This is a genomic window from Peribacillus sp. NPDC097224 (genome assembly GCF_044761985.1).
GTDB lineage: Bacteria > Bacillota > Bacilli > Bacillales > DSM-1321 > Peribacillus.
The window spans coordinates 120,370-137,353 of the sequence record NZ_JBIWDK010000002.1; the positions used below are offsets into that span (position 1 = coordinate 120,370).

Sequence of the window (16,984 nt, forward strand, 5' to 3'; positions counted from 1 at the left end):
CGGCATCGATCCTAGTTCTTGCCCGGATTGAATGTTTCCACAAGAAGGGCAAGGGTACGGGTCATGACTCCAGTCGCCCCGGCCGTACCCAGTTCATTTGCGCTCGCTGTCGTGGATGTTCCCGCAATATCGAGATGGACCCATGGGGTCGATTCGGCAAATTCACCGACAAAGGCACCACCCATGATGGCATGCCCGGCTCCTCCCGGCGAATTATTCAAATCCGCAATCTTACTATTACGCACACGCTCTTTATCCTTTTCGGTAATCGGCAGGCGCCACATTGGCTCACCGGCTTCCTCAGAGGCCTTTTGAACTTGTTCATAGAATTCCACGTTATTGGTCATGGCACCTGTCATATCATTGCCCAAGGCCGTTATAACACCACCCGTTAAGGTGGCAACATCGACAAGGTATTCCGCACCATGGTGTTTCGCATATGTCACGGCATCCGCCAATACAAGCCGTCCCTCGGCATCCGTATTCAGCACCTCGATGGTTTTACCACTCATGGCGGTAATCACATCATCCGGTTTAAATGCATTTCCACTGATCATGTTATCGGTAGAAGGAATGACGGCAACGACATTTTGATCCGGGCCCAATTCCCCGATGATTTCCATCGCACCCAAGACGGCCGCTGCACCGCCCATATCCGTTTTCATTCCAACGATTCCAGCCTTCGTTTTTAATGAGTAACCTCCTGTATCAAAGGTAATTCCTTTTCCGACCAACCCGATTACATCCGTCCATTCTTCTTTTCCCTGATATTTGAGGACGATCATTTTCGGTGGTTCGACCGATCCTTGATTGACCGCTAGAAGAGCACCCATTCCAAGCTTGAGCATGTCTTCCTTCTCGAGGATTTCAACCTCGAATCCATACCGGTCCCCCAATTCCATGGAATAGTTCGCTAAATCCGTGGAAGTCAGTAAGTTCCCAGGTGTATTAACTAGCGTCCTCGCTGAATTCGTCGCTTTCCCAAACACACGGCCGACATGTAGGGCCGCTCCCACTTCATCCGTTTGGCACTCACTATAAACCGTGATGGCTTCCAAACTTTTTTCTATCTGGTTCGATTTCTGTTTATACCCGGCAAATTTATAGCCTGCCAGCTCAAATGCCTCGGAGAATGCATGCGCCGCATCCAGTGCGTCCAACTGTTCAGTCGTGAAGGTGTCCAAAGCGATGCTGATTGTCGTAAGCCTTGATTCAGCCACCACTTTGCGGGCCTTCCCTAAAGCTTCCCTTAAAGTCTCGAAAGATAGTTCTTTTTCTTTCCCTAGACCGACAAAAATCAGCCTCTTTACGCCTAGTTTTCCTAAAGTATGTATTTTAGTGATGGACTTCTTCTTGGAAGAGATATCACCATCCTTCACCAATTGTGTAAGATGTCCCGATAATTTCTCATCCGCTTCCTGCCCAATCCCCGTGAATTTAATCGGCCGATCAAACACACCCATTAACAGGCATTCTTCCGTAACATCTAAGTTTAATGTATGTTTCACTGTAAACATTCTGATACGCCTCCATTCGAATACTCCTATTATAACCAAATTCCCCGAAATTTCCGAATTCAATGCACAAAGTGGATTTGAAATGCCCGCTTCATTCATTTAAACAAGATGATCCATTCGATTTCACTTAACCAATTTGTACATCAGGATATCATCGACATATTCATTTTCACTCATTTTAAATTCTTTAACCTTACGACCTTCTTCAATGAACCCCATTTTCTTGTACAAAGTAATAGCACCGTGATTTGATGCGAAAACGCCTAAACTCACTTTTTCGATGAAGGGATTGCTCTCTGCCCAATCCAATAATGCCTGTAGTAGCATACTTCCAATCCCCATTTCTCTATAACCCTTTCTTATCATCATGCCAAAGGTGCCTGTATGGGACAATCGCATTCTATTTTTGGCCATTTCGAATACTATCCAACCAACGACTTCTCCCTCACTTTCAGCTACCAGTAATGTTTCTCTTTCATGATCCAATATGCTCTGAACCCATTCGCTTTGTTGGGAAGATGTTTTATTGAACTCTGTGGATAACGCGATTAGGAATTCACCTTCTGACACAACGGATTTCTGGATGTCTAAAATCGCCTCGGAGTCTTCCAGTTTTCCAGGACGAACCATGTAACTAACCGGGTCTTTTGAAATAGACAATACTATCTCCTCCTTATAAAACATATGATTACTATTCATATTCTTTATCGACCTACCTAGACCTTCTAAAGAATCGCCTCTTCTTTCTAAATCTTAGCTTTATTTCACCTGCCTAGTAAGGAAGTAGTTTAGAAAGCCGCCCTTTAGAGAAATAGTATAAGAAAGATCATATTTATTTCCAATAAGCAGGGAATCGATAGGATATGATGGAAAGTATTAGTAAGGATGAATATTTTCCCGTCTCACCGTTACTTTATAAATGGAAAGAAGGCTGAAACTTTTGGAATTTTTTTTAAACTTCCCTTTAATTGCCGCTTTAATCGCCATTTTCTTTGCCCAATTCATTAAAGTCCCGATTCATTTCATCGCCTTTCGTAAATGGGATTGGTCGTTGATCAACTCAACGGGCGGTATGCCAAGTTCACATTCAGCCGCCGTGACTGCACTTACCGTAGCAGTGGGGATTGAAACGGGCATGGACTCACCCATCTTTGCCGTTGCGACACTTTTTGCCATCATCACGATGTTTGATGCAACGGGTGTTAGGAGGCAGGCAGGGGAACAGGCTGCCGTCCTGAATCAGCTTGTCACAGATTTCAATTTATTTGTCGAACAAGCGAAGAATTGGCAGAAGAAAGAGGAGAAGCAGAAGCAGCAGCAATTGAAGGAATTATTGGGCCATAAACCGATTGAAGTCTTTTTCGGCGCATTGACTGGAGTATTCATCGCACTTGTTCTTCACTTTTTAATCTTTCAAGGGTAGGTGACTTATAAATGAAATTAATCTCTCTTTGCCCAAGCAATACCGAACTCTGTACATATCTCGGAATCGAAGACCAGTTGATTGCCATCGATGACTATTCGGATTGGCCCGACTCCATACAGCATCTGCCTAAAGTCGGTCCAGATCTGTCCATTAACATCGATCTCGTGGAATCATTAAAACCTGATTTGGTTCTTGCTTCCCTCAGCGTACCTGGTATGGAAAAAAACATCGAGGCACTCAAAAAACGAAAGATTCCTTATATCATCTTTAATCCGCAATCGCTTGAAGATATCGCCCAGGATTTACTGACCCTTGGGGAAGCCGTTCAGGTACAGGAAAAGGCCGCGTTGCAGGCGGACAAATTCCGTTCCACCATCCGGCAATATAAGATGGTAGCGGACAGCATCGACCATCCCCCTTCCCTCTACTGGGAATGGTGGCCCAATCCCCTTTTCTCACCTGGCGGGGTCAATTGGTTAACGGAAATCAGCCGTCTGGCTGGAGGGTATAACCTCTTTGAAGAAGTAGACATGGCAAGCATTCAAGTGCCATCGGAAGAAGTCCTAGAAAAGGACCCGGACCACATTTGTTTAGCATGGGTCGGCGTCCCGTTACATAAGGTCAACCCTGAATTAATCAAGAAACGGAAGCGCTGGTCGGAAATGAAAGCCGTCCAAAACCATGCGATTCATATCATGGAAGAACCCTTATTCTGCCGGCCGTCCCCCAGATTGCTGGATGGACTATCCAAACTGGCTAGGACGCTTCATCCCGAAGCCTACCTCCACATCCCTACAGATTGAACGGCAAAAAAGCCGGCTCTACATTGAGTCGGCTTTTTTGCGAGCATTCATGTATTTAAAACACAAAGGAAGACATGCTTGTATGGACCGCTTTTTCGGCGATCGTATGTTTGAAGACCTGCCTCACTTTCATTTCATTCAACTCATATAACTGTTCCTCTGAAAAACGCCCGTTTCCTTTTTGTACAAGATAGACCTCCAGGGTTTTCTTTCCCCACTTCTCATATACATCTTGCACCGTGTCGTAATACAGGTCAAGGTGGTTCCCTTTAATCGCCCCACCCTTATCGGCTACCACCCCAAAACCATAATCAGGGATCCAAAGGATGGTACCTAGCGGAAACACGGATAGATCAGCAGCAATGGTCGAAAACATATCCCGCTTCACCTTCACCCCAGAATAGGTAATGCCATAAGACGGGCTATCCGGATATTTACCGGTGGATTCATAGCCTGCTGTATATCCCGTTGCCAACACCTTATGTTTTGGATACTTCGAAAGCTCTATAGCCTCTTCTATCGTTGGCGGTCCCCCACTTTTTTTCGTGGACGATGCTATAAAGGTCGCTTTATGGTGCCCACGATGAAAGGCTTTGTATTCCAGCTCGAATACCGTATTTTTCCTAATCGTTTCTTCCAAAGGATGGACTTCAGGCTCGGCTCCAAAAACATGATGAACGGTTGATTCAATAGCCAAGAAAAACAATAGGATGATGGCAACCCGCAAAAATAATGTCCGTATGATTTTCATATGTATGTCATTCCACTCCTCTCACAAGGATATTTGTTCCCTAACATGAGGAAAAGTATTCATATAGACCCAAAAATGACTACATATCACTAGAAAAACAGAAAAAAGGACCACCACTAAATGGCAGCCCCACCTATTTAAAACATTTGGTACCCCTTATTCCTCAATATCTTAATCGTGATTCCAGCCCCTATTGCACCAATTAATCCACTTGATAAAATCATCAGATCCGCCGCATGCAAGGATGCTAGGCTCGTCCCAAGTTCGGAAAACGTGTCACTGGGTTGTCTGAAATATTCAATCAACTTGGCTTTATTCACTATGACAAGGAATACGATAGGAAAAAGGACGACCATGATCCATGATGATCGAAAAAGCATGTTAAGTAAAAAGCCTATCCCGAAAAACAATACAAAGAATAAAAGTATTGAGATGACCAATACCGGTAATGGCATAATCTTCTAGACCTCCTTAAAAGAACCACTTTTAGTTTACAGAATACATAATTGGTTCGTCAACGACATAATACCAATTAATCCCTTGTGATGCATCATTGTCTTACATAAATAATTTATAAGAGGTATATCCGAAATGATTCCCTGGATTGACTCCGTCGAGCATCGTCTGCATTCTTTCTTTTTTAAAGGATAAAAGATGATTCAATAACACAGACTGCTTGCCTTCCGCAATGAGGGCTTCCGGATCATAGAACTTAGCTTCATATAGCTCGTCCATTTGAGCCGATACATCAAAACTAAGCGGCTTAAGTAAAAACACCAACATATTATCACTTATTTCCCCTTTGATGACTCCACTCCTGACGCCTACCATCCCTTCAATTTCCGTATGAATCCCCGTCTCCTCCAGCACTTCTCTAATGACTGCCTCATCCACCGTTTCATCATTTCGAACGAAGCCGGCGGGGAGGGACCATTGACCTTCCAATCCTCCATACCGTTTATTAACGACAAGCCATTCGCCTTTATCGGAAATCACGAGACCCGATACAGCCAACCAGACATTTTTGCAGCGTTCCAATCATTTCACTCCTCGTTTCTCTCAATATTTGTATTATAAACCTTTTTTTTCAGTCATACACAATAGAAAAAAGCCATCCCGGAAATTTCTTGAATGGCTCATACCTTTATTATGAAATTACAGGATGTTGAATTTACCCTTTTTCGCAACCAAATAAGGGCCGCCTATCAATAATAACGCTCTGTTATCCACCATTTTCTTCATGAACGAGGCCGTTTTCCCCGTCACTTTCTTACCAAAAACAACCCCGATTGCATCATGCTCACCAAGTGAACATACCGTCCCTTTGTTTTCGAACGTAAAGGTATCTAGGTCGGTTTGGTTGCGGACCAACTTGGTAATGTTCTTCGCAATGACTTCTCCTTGCTGCATGGCAATCTGTGCGGTAGGGGGATATGGCCGGTTTATTTCTTCATTGATGATCAATGAACAGTCACCCACGATGAAGATATCATCATGACCTGGTGCCCGCATATCGAGGTTCACTTTTATGCGACCACGCATTGCATCGAATCCCGAAGCTTCAATGACGGAATTCCCACGAACTCCAGCTGCCCACACAACGGTCCCTGCCTTGATCTCCTCGGTTTCCTCTTCACCAATTGCCACGATGATTCCTTCAGGGGTAGCTCCCTTTATGGGCGTGCCAATCTTGAATTCCACTCCTTTTTTTTGAAGATATGAAACGGCATAATCCACTAATTCGGGATCGAAACCAGGAAGTACCGCTGGTGCAGCTTCTACACAGTACATGCGGACTTTCTGAGGGTCAATATCATATTCCTTACACAGCACAGGAACACGATTGGCTAACTCCCCAAGGAATTCAATGCCCGTAAACCCAGCTCCACCGACTACGATGGTCAAGCGATTTTCGTCTTTTTCCATTTCCGAGCTATATGTGGCAAATTGCAATTGGATATGATCCCGTATTTTCCGGGCCGAGTTTAAATTGGAAATGGAGAAGGCATATTCCTTTAATCCTGGAATGCCGAATGTTTCTGATTCTGGGCCAAGCCCGACCACTAAGATGTCATACGAAACTTCGCCATTTTCTAGAATGACTTTTTTCTGTTCGGTCTTGATTTCTAAAACGGAGTCTTGAACGAACCTCACTTTACTTTTGTTGATGACATTCTTGATGGGATAGCGCACACGATCATGATGAAGGGTTCCGGCAGACGCCTCATGCAACCAGGTTGTTTCATAATGATAATCATTTTTATTCACTAAGATGATTTCCGCTTCATTTTGTCCCAATGCTTTTTGTAATCGGGTTACGGTCATCAAACCGCCATAACCTGCTCCCAAAATAACGATAGTTGGTTTTTTCAAGTAATCTTCCACCTTTACAGTATTTTTCTTTATCCCGCTTTCCATCTCAATTTCTATGCGATATCCTTAATTTCCATTAAAGAAGGCAATCCTATTCATATGTGATGCCTTTCACTAATTAAAGTTCACGAATGAACCAACAAATTCCATATAATTGAATATTATTCCATTCTCTCTCATTTTTCAAGGAAACCGATTTCCCCTTGATTAATGGAAAATCCGTCTACTTGCGCACAAACTTTCTCATTTTTCAAAAAATTTATCCATCTTCTTTAACTTCAACTATGTTAAAATGAAGAAAGAATTTCAACAAACCTAGTATATCGGAGGGATAGCGTTGGAAGTAAATGAAAAAGTATATGATATTACCATCATTGGTGGTGGACCTGTAGGCTTATTTACCGCATTCTATGGTGGTATGAGACAGGCATCAGTCAAAATCATTGAAAGCCTCCCACAATTGGGTGGACAATTATCCGCTCTTTATCCTGAAAAATACATCTATGATATCGCAGGTTTTCCTAAAGTGCTGGCTCAGGAATTAGTCAATAATTTGAAAGAGCAAATGGCGAAATTCGAACAAACCGTCGTCTTGGAACAATCCGTTCAAGAAGTGGAGAAACAGGCCGATGGCGTCTTCATGTTAACCACGGATAAAGAAGTACATTATTCCAAAACAATCATAATCACTGCCGGAAACGGGGCTTTCCAACCTCGACGCATCGAAATCGAGAATGCTAAGCAATATGAGGGTACGAACCTTCATTATTTCATTGATGACCTTAACCGTTTTGCAGGGAAAAAAGTGGTGGTCTTCGGAGGCGGCGATTCCGCAGTGGACTGGGCACTCATGTTAGAGCCTATCGCTGAAAAGGTGAGCATTGTCCATAGAAGGGATAAATTCCGCGCTCACGAACATAGTGTCGAAAATCTAAAAAATTCTAAAGTAGAAATTAAAACCCCTTACATACCTGCAGATTTAATTGGTACGGAAGATCGAATTCAAACAGTCGTCCTTAAGGATACGAATGGAGAAGAAACCGAAACATTGGATGTTGATGCAGTCATCGTCAACTACGGCTTTATCTCCTCTCTTGGTCCCATCAAAGAATGGGGGCTCGATATTCAGAAAAACAACATCTTAGTCAACTCCAGAATGGAAACGAACATCCCCGGAATCTACGCGGCTGGTGACATCGCAACCTACGATGGCAAAGTCAAATTAATTGCCAGCGGCTTTGGCGAAGCCCCTACTGCCGTCAATCATGCGAAGCAATACATTGACCCAAAAGCAAAAGTGCAGCCCATGCACAGCTCTTCCATGTTTTAGCATCCCATCACTCATTAACCGGCTCTGAATTGAGCTGGTTTTTTTATTTGTTTTATTAACTTGTGGATAACTTCCGGGAAAGCAGTTATCCATAATGGGTTCTAGATGTTTTCGGACTCTTCGATAAAGGGTAATGAATGTAAGAGAAGAAAAAGAAAGGAGTTTACATTCATGAATATCTTAATAGCAGGCGCGAATGGAACGACTGGTAAGAAAATCATCGAAGAACTATCAAAAACCCAACAGGATACGGTATATGGAATGATCCGGAAAGAAGAACAAGCACAAGGGATAAAAGACCTTGGCGGACAGCCCATCCTCGCTGATTTAGAGGAAGATGTGGATAAAGCGGTGGATAACATGGACGCCATCGTATTTGCTGCTGGTTCAGGTCCGAAGACAGGACCTGATAAGACCACGGCTGTGGATAAGAACGGAGCAATCAAACTGATTGATGCCGCTAAGAAAAAAGGCGTCGGGCGCTTTGTCATGTTAAGCTCCGTTGGTTCCGATCAGCCCCAACAAGGCCCCGAAGGAATGCAACACTATCTCGAAGCCAAGCATGATGCGGATGAACATTTAAAGGAGAGCGGTCTCACTTATACCATCGTCCGTCCCGTCGCATTGACCAATGACCAAGCGGTTGGGAAAATTAAGGCAGATGCAAAAGTCGATCATGTCGATACTTCCATACCACGAGCGGATGTCGCTAAAGTATTGGCCCAAGCCATCTCCGAAAAAAACACCTTCAATAAAACGTTTGAAATTCATAGTGGTGACCAACCGATCAAGGAAGCCTTGAAAACCCTATAAGAATGATGAAAAAAAGGGGGACACTTCAAAATGTGTCTCCCTTTTTCCATAATAAAACCCTAGGGAGATTTTAGTCTTCCTAGGGTTTCATTCATATTATTTATCTGTTTGTTTTTGCTTTTTTTTCAAATACTCCGCACGCAGATTTTCAATATGCTGCTTTTTATCAAATTTGGCAGTCGTCTGCTTTTCCTGATATCTTGTCACAGCTGCCTGGCCTTTGTAATCCAATTGATATTTTCCCACTATGTTCACCTACTTTTCCTGTCTTTAAAGAGAATCTATTCAATAAATATATCATACCTTATTTTTGTGAAGTAAACCTTATTACTTTATTTGTGTCCTGCTAACCTTCCATATATACGGTTCGTGCACACACGTAATACTAACATAGCAAGGGACTTTATGCTTTAATCGACAAAAGACGACGAATCCACATAAGCATTTCATTATCATTTTAGAATGCTCGCTTCTACGTGTTTATTGGATAAGTCTTTTATCCTGACATAAAAAGACGCCTCCCAACGTATCGTTACATACGTCAAGAAGCGCCAGATATAAACGTTGATATCGAATTAACTAAACGCTAACGATCACTGACCGTCAACCAACCATTAACAGTTCTCCGGCGTACCTTTTTCGGTAGCCGTCCTGAAGGAAGATCCACAACCGCATGACGCGATGGCATTAGGATTTTCAATCGTAAATCCTCCACCCATCATCGTTTGTTTATAATCGATGACCGTTCCATTCAATATGCTGGCATCCTCTTTGTCCACAAGGATATGGATCCCAAATTGCTCCAACTTCTCATCCTTCTCGCCAGGTTCCTGTTCCAACCCCATGCCATAGGATAATCCACTGCAGCCTCCGCCTTTTACAGCCACTCTTAAAAACGATCCCTCTTCTTCGTTTTGCTTCATCATTTCTTTTATCTGAAAAGCAGCTGCTTCCGTAATCTGAACAACTTCACTCATTATAAACCGCTCCCTCTCCTAAAGATGTGAGATAGAATCTTTCTTTACTTATAGTATATACCAAAGAAATTCCCCTGCTCAATTTTCCAGCTTGAAAAAAATTAAATGTTCCAGATCATTATCCCCCCACATTTCATGAAAAAACTAGATTAAATCGTGATTTATGGGTATAATTACCTGTGTAATTAGTCTTACAAGATTTTATGAAGGAGGTAATCTCTATCGAAGAATTACAGCCTCTATATGATAAAAGTATAGAATGTCTTCATTGTAAACAAACATCAACCACTAAGAAAATACGTTCACGCTTTATTAAAGTATCCCGTTATGACACTGATTTTTGTCCTATATATGAAAACCCGGACGCTAACGCCCTTTACTATTATATTCACGTTTGTCGACACTGCGGTTTTTCCTATTCTGAAGATTTCTCACGATATTTCCCACCTACCACAAAAGAAGTCATCGAAGAGAAAATCTGTTCTAAATGGAATCCCCATCATTTCAGTGATGTACGTTCCGTTGAAGATGCAATCAAAACCTATAAACTGGCCAGTTATTGCGGTTCCTTGAAAAAGGAGAAACATATCATCCTGGCCGGTATTCATTTACGGATTGCCTGGCTGTATAGATTTCAAAATAAACAGGAGCAGGAAAATAGGTTCCTACGACTTGCTCTTCAGGAATATGAAGCATCTTATTCATCAGGGGACTTCAGCGGCACGCAAGTATCGGAAGTCAGGATTTTATACCTTGCCGGAGATATATCCAAAAGGATCGGAAATACACAGGCAGCCATTAAATTTCTTTCCATGGTACTTGAAAGGCAAAAACACGCCATGGAATCGTCCATTATCCAAATGGCCAGAGACCGGTGGCATGAAATCAAGGAAGAATCGGAAATGGGTGGTATCGCGGCAAATGCCTGAGGAAATGTATCCTCCACCAAAAAGGAGGCGGCCCAACATGTTATTCGGCTGCCTCCTTTTTATTTATGTCGATTAAAACATTTGATATTCATCAATAAATTTATATATATTTTTCACAAGTTCATCCGTTGTATCCCCAGAAACTACTTCGCCATTAACAAGGGCATACAAAGAACTGGAACATTTCCCACAATATCCTAGGCAACCATATTCAATAATATCTAAATTAGGATCCTTCTCTAATCTTTCGAAAGCTTCCTGTGCCCCACTGGCCAGATTGCTTACACAGAACTCAATGATTGGATACATCGTTTCACCTCGCTGTCATTAACAGTTTATCCTAAACCTTTTCACATTAACAGTCAATAAATACGCACAAAAATACGCCGTTTTTAAGATATCGGTTGTGATTTACAGTTATATTCGTTATACTTTTGTCGGGGTATGTAAACAAGAAATCATATAATATTTTTATTATTCTACAAATTAGGCATATATTTATTCACATAATTCCATAGGATACAAATGGGGAATCCTATAGTAGGATAATTTATTTTCACAAGTGAAATACTTAACATTATTTCTAGAGATCAAACAAAGGGGAAAAAACATATGAAGAATTTAGTCATACTTGGTGGTGGGTATGGTGGTATGCGCATGTTACAAAGATTGCTGCCTAATCAGCTTCCTGAAAACGTGAGCATCACACTAATCGACCGCAATCCTTATCACTGCTTAAAAACCGAATATTATGCACTAGCAGCAGGTACTATTCCTGATCAGCACATCCGTGTTGCATTTCCAGAACACCCTCGCTTAAAGAACGTATACGGAGAAGTACTTTCCATTGATATGGAGAACAAACAAGTCATTATCGAGAACCAAGAGCCCGTTGCTTACGACGATTTAGTTATCGGCCTTGGATGTGAAGATAAATATCACAATATTCCTGGTGCTGATACACACACATATAGCATCCAAACCATCGATAAATCACGTCGCACTTATTCAGCTTTGAATAATTTGGGCGCTGGTGCAACCGTATCAATCGTTGGCGGAGGCCTTAGCGGTGTCGAGTTAGCCAGTGAATTAATTGAAAGTCGTTCTGATTTGAACGTAAAGCTTTTCGACCGTGGACCACATATTCTATCTGCTTTCCCAGAAAGACTAAGTACGTTTGTCGAATCATGGTTTGATAAACATACCATCGAAATCGTTCATCATTCTAATATCACTAAAGTTGAACCTAACCTGCTTTATAATGGGGATGAAGCGGTTCATAGTGATGTTATTGTCTGGACAGCCGGCATACAACCAAGCAAGATCATTCGTGACATGGATATCGAAAAAGACCGTCAAGGAAGAGCCGTTCTTACACCACAGCATTTCCTTCCTACCAATGACAGCATTTTTGTAGTCGGCGACTGCGCTAGTTTGCCACATGCACCGAGTGCTCAATTAGCGGAATCTCAAGCCGAACAGATTGTTCAAGTTCTCTTGAAAAAATGGGCCAATGAACCACTTCCTGAAAGTTTCCCTCCCGTAAAATTAAAAGGGACATTAGGTTCTCTTGGGAAGAAACAAGGTTTTGGACTTGTCGCTAACCGTCCTATCACAGGAAGAGTGGCACGCCTAATGAAATCCGGGATACTTTGGATGTATAAATACCATAACGGTTAATCTAAAATTTCATGAACCTATTCTTGAACTGACTCAAAAAGCTGCTATAAAGCTTCCTCCTGGGTCAGTTTTTTCATTTCCCTTTATATCCGTAGTTCTCCATTAATTCCACAACTTTTTTCAGGTGAACGTTCCCTTCGGCCACAATCTCATCTTCAATGAGGACAAGTGGATAAAATAAATCTTCTTCGACCATCTTCGCCGCCATGTTTTTTTGCCTATCAACATCAGGCGGATTCAACATATCAATATAAGTAATGGAAAATGGTTGCTCTGGAAACTTTCGTGTCAATGCGGCTTGAAGCCATTCATATGTATCTTTCGAAGAGGGAAGATTAACACAACTCGCACATATTTGCGTCGCCCCATATACCTCTATTTCAATTTTTTTCTTTATCATCTGTTACCTCCACCATGTATTTTCTCTGTGATTTTTGGAATCTTTTCCCTATTAATGACAGATTCGAAAAGAATAGATTTAATTTCCGCAAAGTTACAGTTGGATTTTTTACTATGTTCGCATTATAATATGATTAGGAAAGGAGTCGATTGCAATGTCTGACCAACAAATGGAAACACAAGTTCAAGATGTTCTAGATAAACTTCGTCCGTTTCTACTTCGTGATGGCGGTGACTGTGAACTAGTTGACGTAGAAGATGGAATTGTAAAATTACGATTACTAGGAGCATGCGGAAGCTGCCCAAGTTCGACCATTACTCTAAAAGCTGGGATTGAGCGCGCACTTCTTGAAGAAGTTCCCGGGGTAGTGGAAGTTGAGCAAGTTTTCTAATTAGCCTTTAATAACGGGTTGAGCATTCAACCATATTAGATACAACACATACAGACTAAATATATTTAGTCTGCTATAGAAATAAAGCTGACTCCGCTTTATCAGTCCTATCAATCCTTGATTGATACGGCTTAAAGGGAATCAGCTTTTTTACTGTTGCAATGAACATCTATGATTTATTAAAGCTCCATTCCTTCTTCTCTTCCTCTGATAGGATCGCCGTCTGGCTTCCATCATTGTCGACCCTCAGCTCTTTCACCTGAAAGTCAGGAAATGCTTCCTTCAAACTTCTTAGCAGTTGTGCTGTTTTTTCGCCAGACACTAGGCTGAGGACGGTCGGACCTGCTCCACTTAGAGCGGCACCATAGCCGCCTTCCCGACGTACAATTTCTTCGATTTCCGCTAAATGCGGCACTAAGCCAGCGCGATAGGGTTGATGAAACCGATCTTTCTGCATCATTTGACCGACAAGATCCCAGTTATTCGTCAAGATTCCCGCAAGTAGCACATTAGCTGCCGCACTTCCGCTTATTGCTTCTTTATACGGAAGTGTTTCGGGAAGGACATTCCTTGAATCCTCCGTAAGCAATTCAAAGTTAGGGATCACGGCAATGACGTTTACCCCTTCTATCGGAAATGAAAGAACATCCGTTTTTTCATCCGTATGCATACCGACGACCAACCCACCATGAACAGAGGCCCCTGCATTGTCCGGGTGTCCCTCAAAAGTAGAGGCATGTCTGTTTTTTTCCTCAGCGGATAAGTTCAGTTTAGCGACTAGATTCGCTAATTCAATCCCGGCTACGATGGCTGAAGCACTGCTTCCAAGTCCCCTGGCAAGCGGGATTTCACTAGAAACGGAAATCCGGCACGGTGACAGGTCTTTCCCATAATATGCCGCCGTTTTCTTTGCGATTTGAATGATGTAATTCGTGTCATCTTTCGGGAAAACGGACATTTCCTCAGAAAGCGGAATGACTTCCCAATGATTCGATAGGGATCCGTGTATCTCCAAGTACAATCCAAGGGCAAGACCGATTGAATCGAACCCGGGCCCAAGATTAGCCGTACTTGCTGGCACACGGATCAAAAACATCTCCGATTCCGCACTCATGCCTGGTTCACACCTTGTAAATGTTCTAAAATGATTTTTTCATCCATTGGTAGTAATGTCGGATGAATCGTGCTTGTATCGACAGCCACGTTCGGATCCTTCAATCCATTTCCAGTAAGGACAGCCACAACTTTGCTTCCTTTTTTGATTTCGCCGCTTTTTAATTGTTTATACACGCCGGCAATGGAAGCACATGATGCCGGTTCAGCAAATACGCCTTCCTTTTTAGCCAGGAAGTGATAGGCTTCAAGGATTTCCTCATCCGTTACCTCATCAATTTTACCATTTGATTCACTTGCCGCTTCCACAGCAAACTTCCAGCTGGCAGGATTACCAATTCGTATCGCGGTTGCGATCGTTTCAGGGTTTTCAATGACCGCATCACGGACAATCGCTGCTGCCCCTTCGGCTTCGAACCCTCTCATTTCAGGTAGCCCTGTCTGTTTTCCTTCATTGTACTCCTTAAACCCTTTCCAGTACGCGGTGATATTCCCCGCATTCCCGACTGGCAATGCCAAAATATCAGGCGCAGATCCAAGCGCATCACAAATTTCGAACGCAGCCGTCTTCTGACCTTCAATCCGATATGGGTTAACTGAGTTTACTAGAGTGATAGGTGAATGTTCGCTAAGGGACCGGACGATCTTTAAAGCTTGGTCGAAATTGCCTTCAATCGAAATGATCTCTGCTCCATACATAACCGCTTGAGCCAATTTACCCATGGCAATCTTTCCTTCTGGAATGACAACAATGCAACGGATATTGGCACGCGCCGCATAAGCAGCAGCCGCAGCTGATGTATTCCCCGTGGATGCACAGATGATCGTATCACTTCCAGCCTCGATCGCTTTGGCAACAGCCATGACCATTCCACGGTCCTTAAATGATCCCGTTGGATTGGCTCCTTCGTATTTTACATGGAGCTCAATTCCCCACTCTTCTGATAAACGGTCCAATTTAATCAAAGGTGTATTTCCTTCTAAAAGGGATAATGCCGGTGTATCTTCATTTACAGGTAAAAATTCTCTATATTCGCTAATTAGTCCTTGCCAACTCATTTGTTGTCCTCTCCTTCTACACGGTATGTGCTTTTCACTTCTTTTACCATATTGTAATCATTCAATTCGTATTTAATTTGATCGAAAGCCGCCATTGGGGCTTTATGGGTAACCAATACAATTTCCGAGGACTCTTTTTCATCCAGCGGCAATTGTAGGATCTTATCGAAACCGACCCCATGCTCCGCGAATAAATTCGTGATCCTAGCTAGGACACCCACTTCATCCTGTACATGGAGTCGAATGAAGAACTTAGCCAGAATCTCCGTATGATCTTTTAATTGTTTCGGGTATTGAGGAGAAACGGCACTTCTCCCGTTCACGCCCAATCTCATATTCTTGATGACCGTTACCATATCCGAAACGACAGCCGTTGCTGTTGGCAGGCTACCTGCCCCAGGGCCGTAAAACATCGTTTCCCCCACTGCTTCACCATAAACGTACACTGCATTATACTCATTGTTTACAGAAGCTAGTGGATGTTCCTCCGGAAGCAAAGTCGGCTGCACGCTAACTTCGACCCTATCCCCCGTTCTAGTCGCTACGCCAATCAGCTTCATGGTATAGCCAAGCTTTTGGCTGTATCTCAGATCCTCTTCGGTTATTTCTGTGATCCCCTGCACTTCGACATCATGCAAGCCGATATTCATGGAAAAACCGAGAGTCGATAGGATGGCCATTTTCCGTGCGGCATCCAGTCCACCTACATCCGCGGTCGGATCGGACTCGGCAAAACCCAGTTCCTGAGCTTCTTTCAGCACGTCTTCATAAGCCCTTCCTTCTTTGCTCATCTTCGTTAGGATGAAATTTGTCGTTCCATTAACGATCCCCATCATTTTTGTGATCCGGTCCGAGGATAACCCATCAACTAAACCGCGCAATATCGGGATGCCCCCGGCCACGCTTGCTTCATAGAATAAATCACATTGGTTTTCCGTGGCTAACTCCAAAAGTTCCGGACCATACAGGGCCATCAGGTCCTTATTGGCCGTTACGATATTTTTTTTATTTTTCAAGGCTTTGATTAAGTATTCACGCGTTTCTTCAATTCCGCCCATCACTTCAATAACTAAATCGATTTCAGGGTTTGAAAGAATATCCTCCGGATTGGAAGTTAGCATACTGTTATCCACCGATACGAGTCGTTCCTTTGACGTATCTTTGACCAGTATCTTCTTAATGGTGATTGAGCAACCTACTTGGTGCATGAGCTTGTCTTGATGTCTCTCAATGATTTGTACGACTCCGGACCCGACAGTGCCCAGCCCCAATAATCCGATCGAGATGGCTTTCATTTTGGTTCCCCCTTAAAGTATCTGTTTTCCCCAAGAAAACATTTGTATTTGTATAGTAGACATTATATGTTTTATTCGTTCAATTATCAATAGTTAGAATATACAGTTTTCAATTCTTTTTCGAAGT

At 42.7% G+C, this 16,984-nt stretch carries 20 protein-coding genes; 7 read left to right on the forward strand and 13 right to left on the reverse strand.

The features are described from left to right. Positions 1–11: 11 nt before the first annotated feature. On the reverse strand, positions 12–1,517 hold the full coding sequence (locus tag ACIQXR_RS04145; RefSeq protein WP_402954320.1) for a leucyl aminopeptidase: 1,506 nt from the start codon (positions 1,515–1,517) through the stop codon (positions 12–14). Between the two features lie 123 nt (positions 1,518–1,640). Then, on the reverse strand, positions 1,641–2,177 hold the full coding sequence (locus ACIQXR_RS04150; RefSeq protein ID WP_402871044.1) for a GNAT family N-acetyltransferase: 537 nt from the start codon (positions 2,175–2,177) through the stop codon (positions 1,641–1,643). A 280-nt stretch (positions 2,178–2,457) separates the two neighbouring features. Here ACIQXR_RS04150 and ACIQXR_RS04155 point away from each other — a divergent pair, with 280 nt between their 5' ends. Both ACIQXR_RS04155 and ACIQXR_RS04160 read left to right on the forward strand, forming a co-directional pair. Then, positions 2,458–2,940, forward strand: coding sequence for a divergent PAP2 family protein (locus ACIQXR_RS04155; protein WP_402871041.1), 483 nt, complete (start codon positions 2,458–2,460; stop codon positions 2,938–2,940). Between the two features lie 11 nt (positions 2,941–2,951). Next, on the forward strand, positions 2,952–3,746 hold the full coding sequence (locus ACIQXR_RS04160; protein WP_402871038.1) for a cobalamin-binding protein: 795 nt from the start codon (positions 2,952–2,954) through the stop codon (positions 3,744–3,746). 55 nt (positions 3,747–3,801) lie between these two features. Here the strand turns inward: ACIQXR_RS04160 and ACIQXR_RS04165 are convergent, their stop codons facing one another. The 4 genes from ACIQXR_RS04165 to ACIQXR_RS04180 all read right to left on the reverse strand — a co-directional run bounded on the left by ACIQXR_RS04165 (position 3,802) and on the right by ACIQXR_RS04180 (position 6,870). Continuing rightward, positions 3,802–4,497 carry a 3D domain-containing protein gene (locus ACIQXR_RS04165; protein WP_402871035.1) on the reverse strand — a complete coding sequence of 232 codons (696 nt, stop codon included), beginning with the start codon at positions 4,495–4,497 and terminating at the stop codon, positions 3,802–3,804. 137 nt (positions 4,498–4,634) lie between these two features. Continuing rightward, complete coding sequence (locus ACIQXR_RS04170; RefSeq protein ID WP_402871034.1) at positions 4,635–4,952, reverse strand: YuiB family protein; 318 nt, start codon at positions 4,950–4,952, stop codon at positions 4,635–4,637. Between the two features lie 103 nt (positions 4,953–5,055). Next, positions 5,056–5,535 (reverse strand): NUDIX domain-containing protein, encoded by a 480-nt coding sequence (locus tag ACIQXR_RS04175; RefSeq protein WP_402871032.1) that lies wholly within the window; start codon positions 5,533–5,535, stop codon positions 5,056–5,058. A gap of 117 nt (positions 5,536–5,652) precedes the next feature. Continuing rightward, entirely contained in the window at positions 5,653–6,870 is a 1,218-nt protein-coding gene (locus ACIQXR_RS04180) for an NAD(P)/FAD-dependent oxidoreductase (protein WP_402871029.1), read from the reverse strand. Positions 6,871–7,207: 337 nt separating this feature from the next. Between ACIQXR_RS04180 and ACIQXR_RS04185 the strand changes: the two genes are divergently transcribed. Further along, positions 7,208–8,200, forward strand: coding sequence for an NAD(P)/FAD-dependent oxidoreductase (locus tag ACIQXR_RS04185; RefSeq protein ID WP_402871026.1), 993 nt, complete (start codon positions 7,208–7,210; stop codon positions 8,198–8,200). 171 nt (positions 8,201–8,371) lie between these two features. Continuing rightward, positions 8,372–9,013, forward strand: a complete 642-nt coding sequence (locus ACIQXR_RS04190) for an SDR family oxidoreductase (RefSeq protein WP_402871023.1) — start codon at positions 8,372–8,374, stop codon at positions 9,011–9,013. Positions 9,014–9,109: 96 nt separating this feature from the next. On the opposite strand, the gene ACIQXR_RS04195 is transcribed toward ACIQXR_RS04190, so the two are convergent. Together ACIQXR_RS04195 and ACIQXR_RS04200 are read right to left on the reverse strand one after the other, a co-directional pair. Further along, positions 9,110–9,259 carry a hypothetical protein gene (locus tag ACIQXR_RS04195; protein ID WP_402871020.1) on the reverse strand — a complete coding sequence of 50 codons (150 nt, stop codon included), beginning with the start codon at positions 9,257–9,259 and terminating at the stop codon, positions 9,110–9,112. 368 nt (positions 9,260–9,627) lie between these two features. Continuing rightward, the gene (locus ACIQXR_RS04200; protein ID WP_402871018.1) at positions 9,628–9,990 is read right to left on the reverse strand and encodes a HesB/IscA family protein; all 363 of its coding nucleotides are present in this window, start codon (positions 9,988–9,990) and stop codon (positions 9,628–9,630) included. 203 nt (positions 9,991–10,193) lie between these two features. Between ACIQXR_RS04200 and ACIQXR_RS04205 the strand changes: the two genes are divergently transcribed. Continuing rightward, positions 10,194–10,919: a DUF2225 domain-containing protein gene (locus tag ACIQXR_RS04205; protein ID WP_402871017.1), complete on the forward strand. Its 726-nt coding sequence runs from the start codon at positions 10,194–10,196 to the stop codon at positions 10,917–10,919. Between the two features lie 72 nt (positions 10,920–10,991). On the opposite strand, the gene ACIQXR_RS04210 is transcribed toward ACIQXR_RS04205, so the two are convergent. Beyond that, positions 10,992–11,228 carry a YuzB family protein gene (locus ACIQXR_RS04210; RefSeq protein WP_402871015.1) on the reverse strand — a complete coding sequence of 79 codons (237 nt, stop codon included), beginning with the start codon at positions 11,226–11,228 and terminating at the stop codon, positions 10,992–10,994. Positions 11,229–11,531: 303 nt separating this feature from the next. Between ACIQXR_RS04210 and ACIQXR_RS04215 the strand changes: the two genes are divergently transcribed. After that, entirely contained in the window at positions 11,532–12,599 is a 1,068-nt protein-coding gene (locus ACIQXR_RS04215) for an NAD(P)/FAD-dependent oxidoreductase (protein ID WP_402871012.1), read from the forward strand. 73 nt (positions 12,600–12,672) lie between these two features. On the opposite strand, the gene ACIQXR_RS04220 is transcribed toward ACIQXR_RS04215, so the two are convergent. Continuing rightward, positions 12,673–12,999: a YuzD family protein gene (locus ACIQXR_RS04220; protein WP_402871009.1), complete on the reverse strand. Its 327-nt coding sequence runs from the start codon at positions 12,997–12,999 to the stop codon at positions 12,673–12,675. Between the two features lie 154 nt (positions 13,000–13,153). On the opposite strand from ACIQXR_RS04220, the gene ACIQXR_RS04225 reads away from it, so the two are divergent. Further along, positions 13,154–13,390 carry a NifU family protein gene (locus ACIQXR_RS04225; protein ID WP_402871006.1) on the forward strand — a complete coding sequence of 79 codons (237 nt, stop codon included), beginning with the start codon at positions 13,154–13,156 and terminating at the stop codon, positions 13,388–13,390. A 169-nt stretch (positions 13,391–13,559) separates the two neighbouring features. Here the strand turns inward: ACIQXR_RS04225 and thrB are convergent, their stop codons facing one another. From thrB to ACIQXR_RS04240, 3 genes are read right to left on the reverse strand one after another with little or no spacing between them, the layout of a single operon-like run. Continuing rightward, positions 13,560–14,504, reverse strand: coding sequence for a homoserine kinase (gene thrB, locus ACIQXR_RS04230; protein ID WP_402871003.1), 945 nt, complete (start codon positions 14,502–14,504; stop codon positions 13,560–13,562). Then, complete coding sequence (gene thrC / locus ACIQXR_RS04235) at positions 14,501–15,562, reverse strand: threonine synthase (RefSeq protein WP_402871001.1); 1,062 nt, start codon at positions 15,560–15,562, stop codon at positions 14,501–14,503. The genes thrB and thrC overlap by 4 nt, the downstream gene beginning before the upstream one ends. Then, positions 15,559–16,857, reverse strand: a complete 1,299-nt coding sequence (locus tag ACIQXR_RS04240) for a homoserine dehydrogenase (RefSeq protein WP_402871000.1) — start codon at positions 16,855–16,857, stop codon at positions 15,559–15,561. Before ACIQXR_RS04240 ends, thrC begins: the two co-directional genes overlap by 4 nt. Positions 16,858–16,984 lie beyond the last annotated feature (127 nt).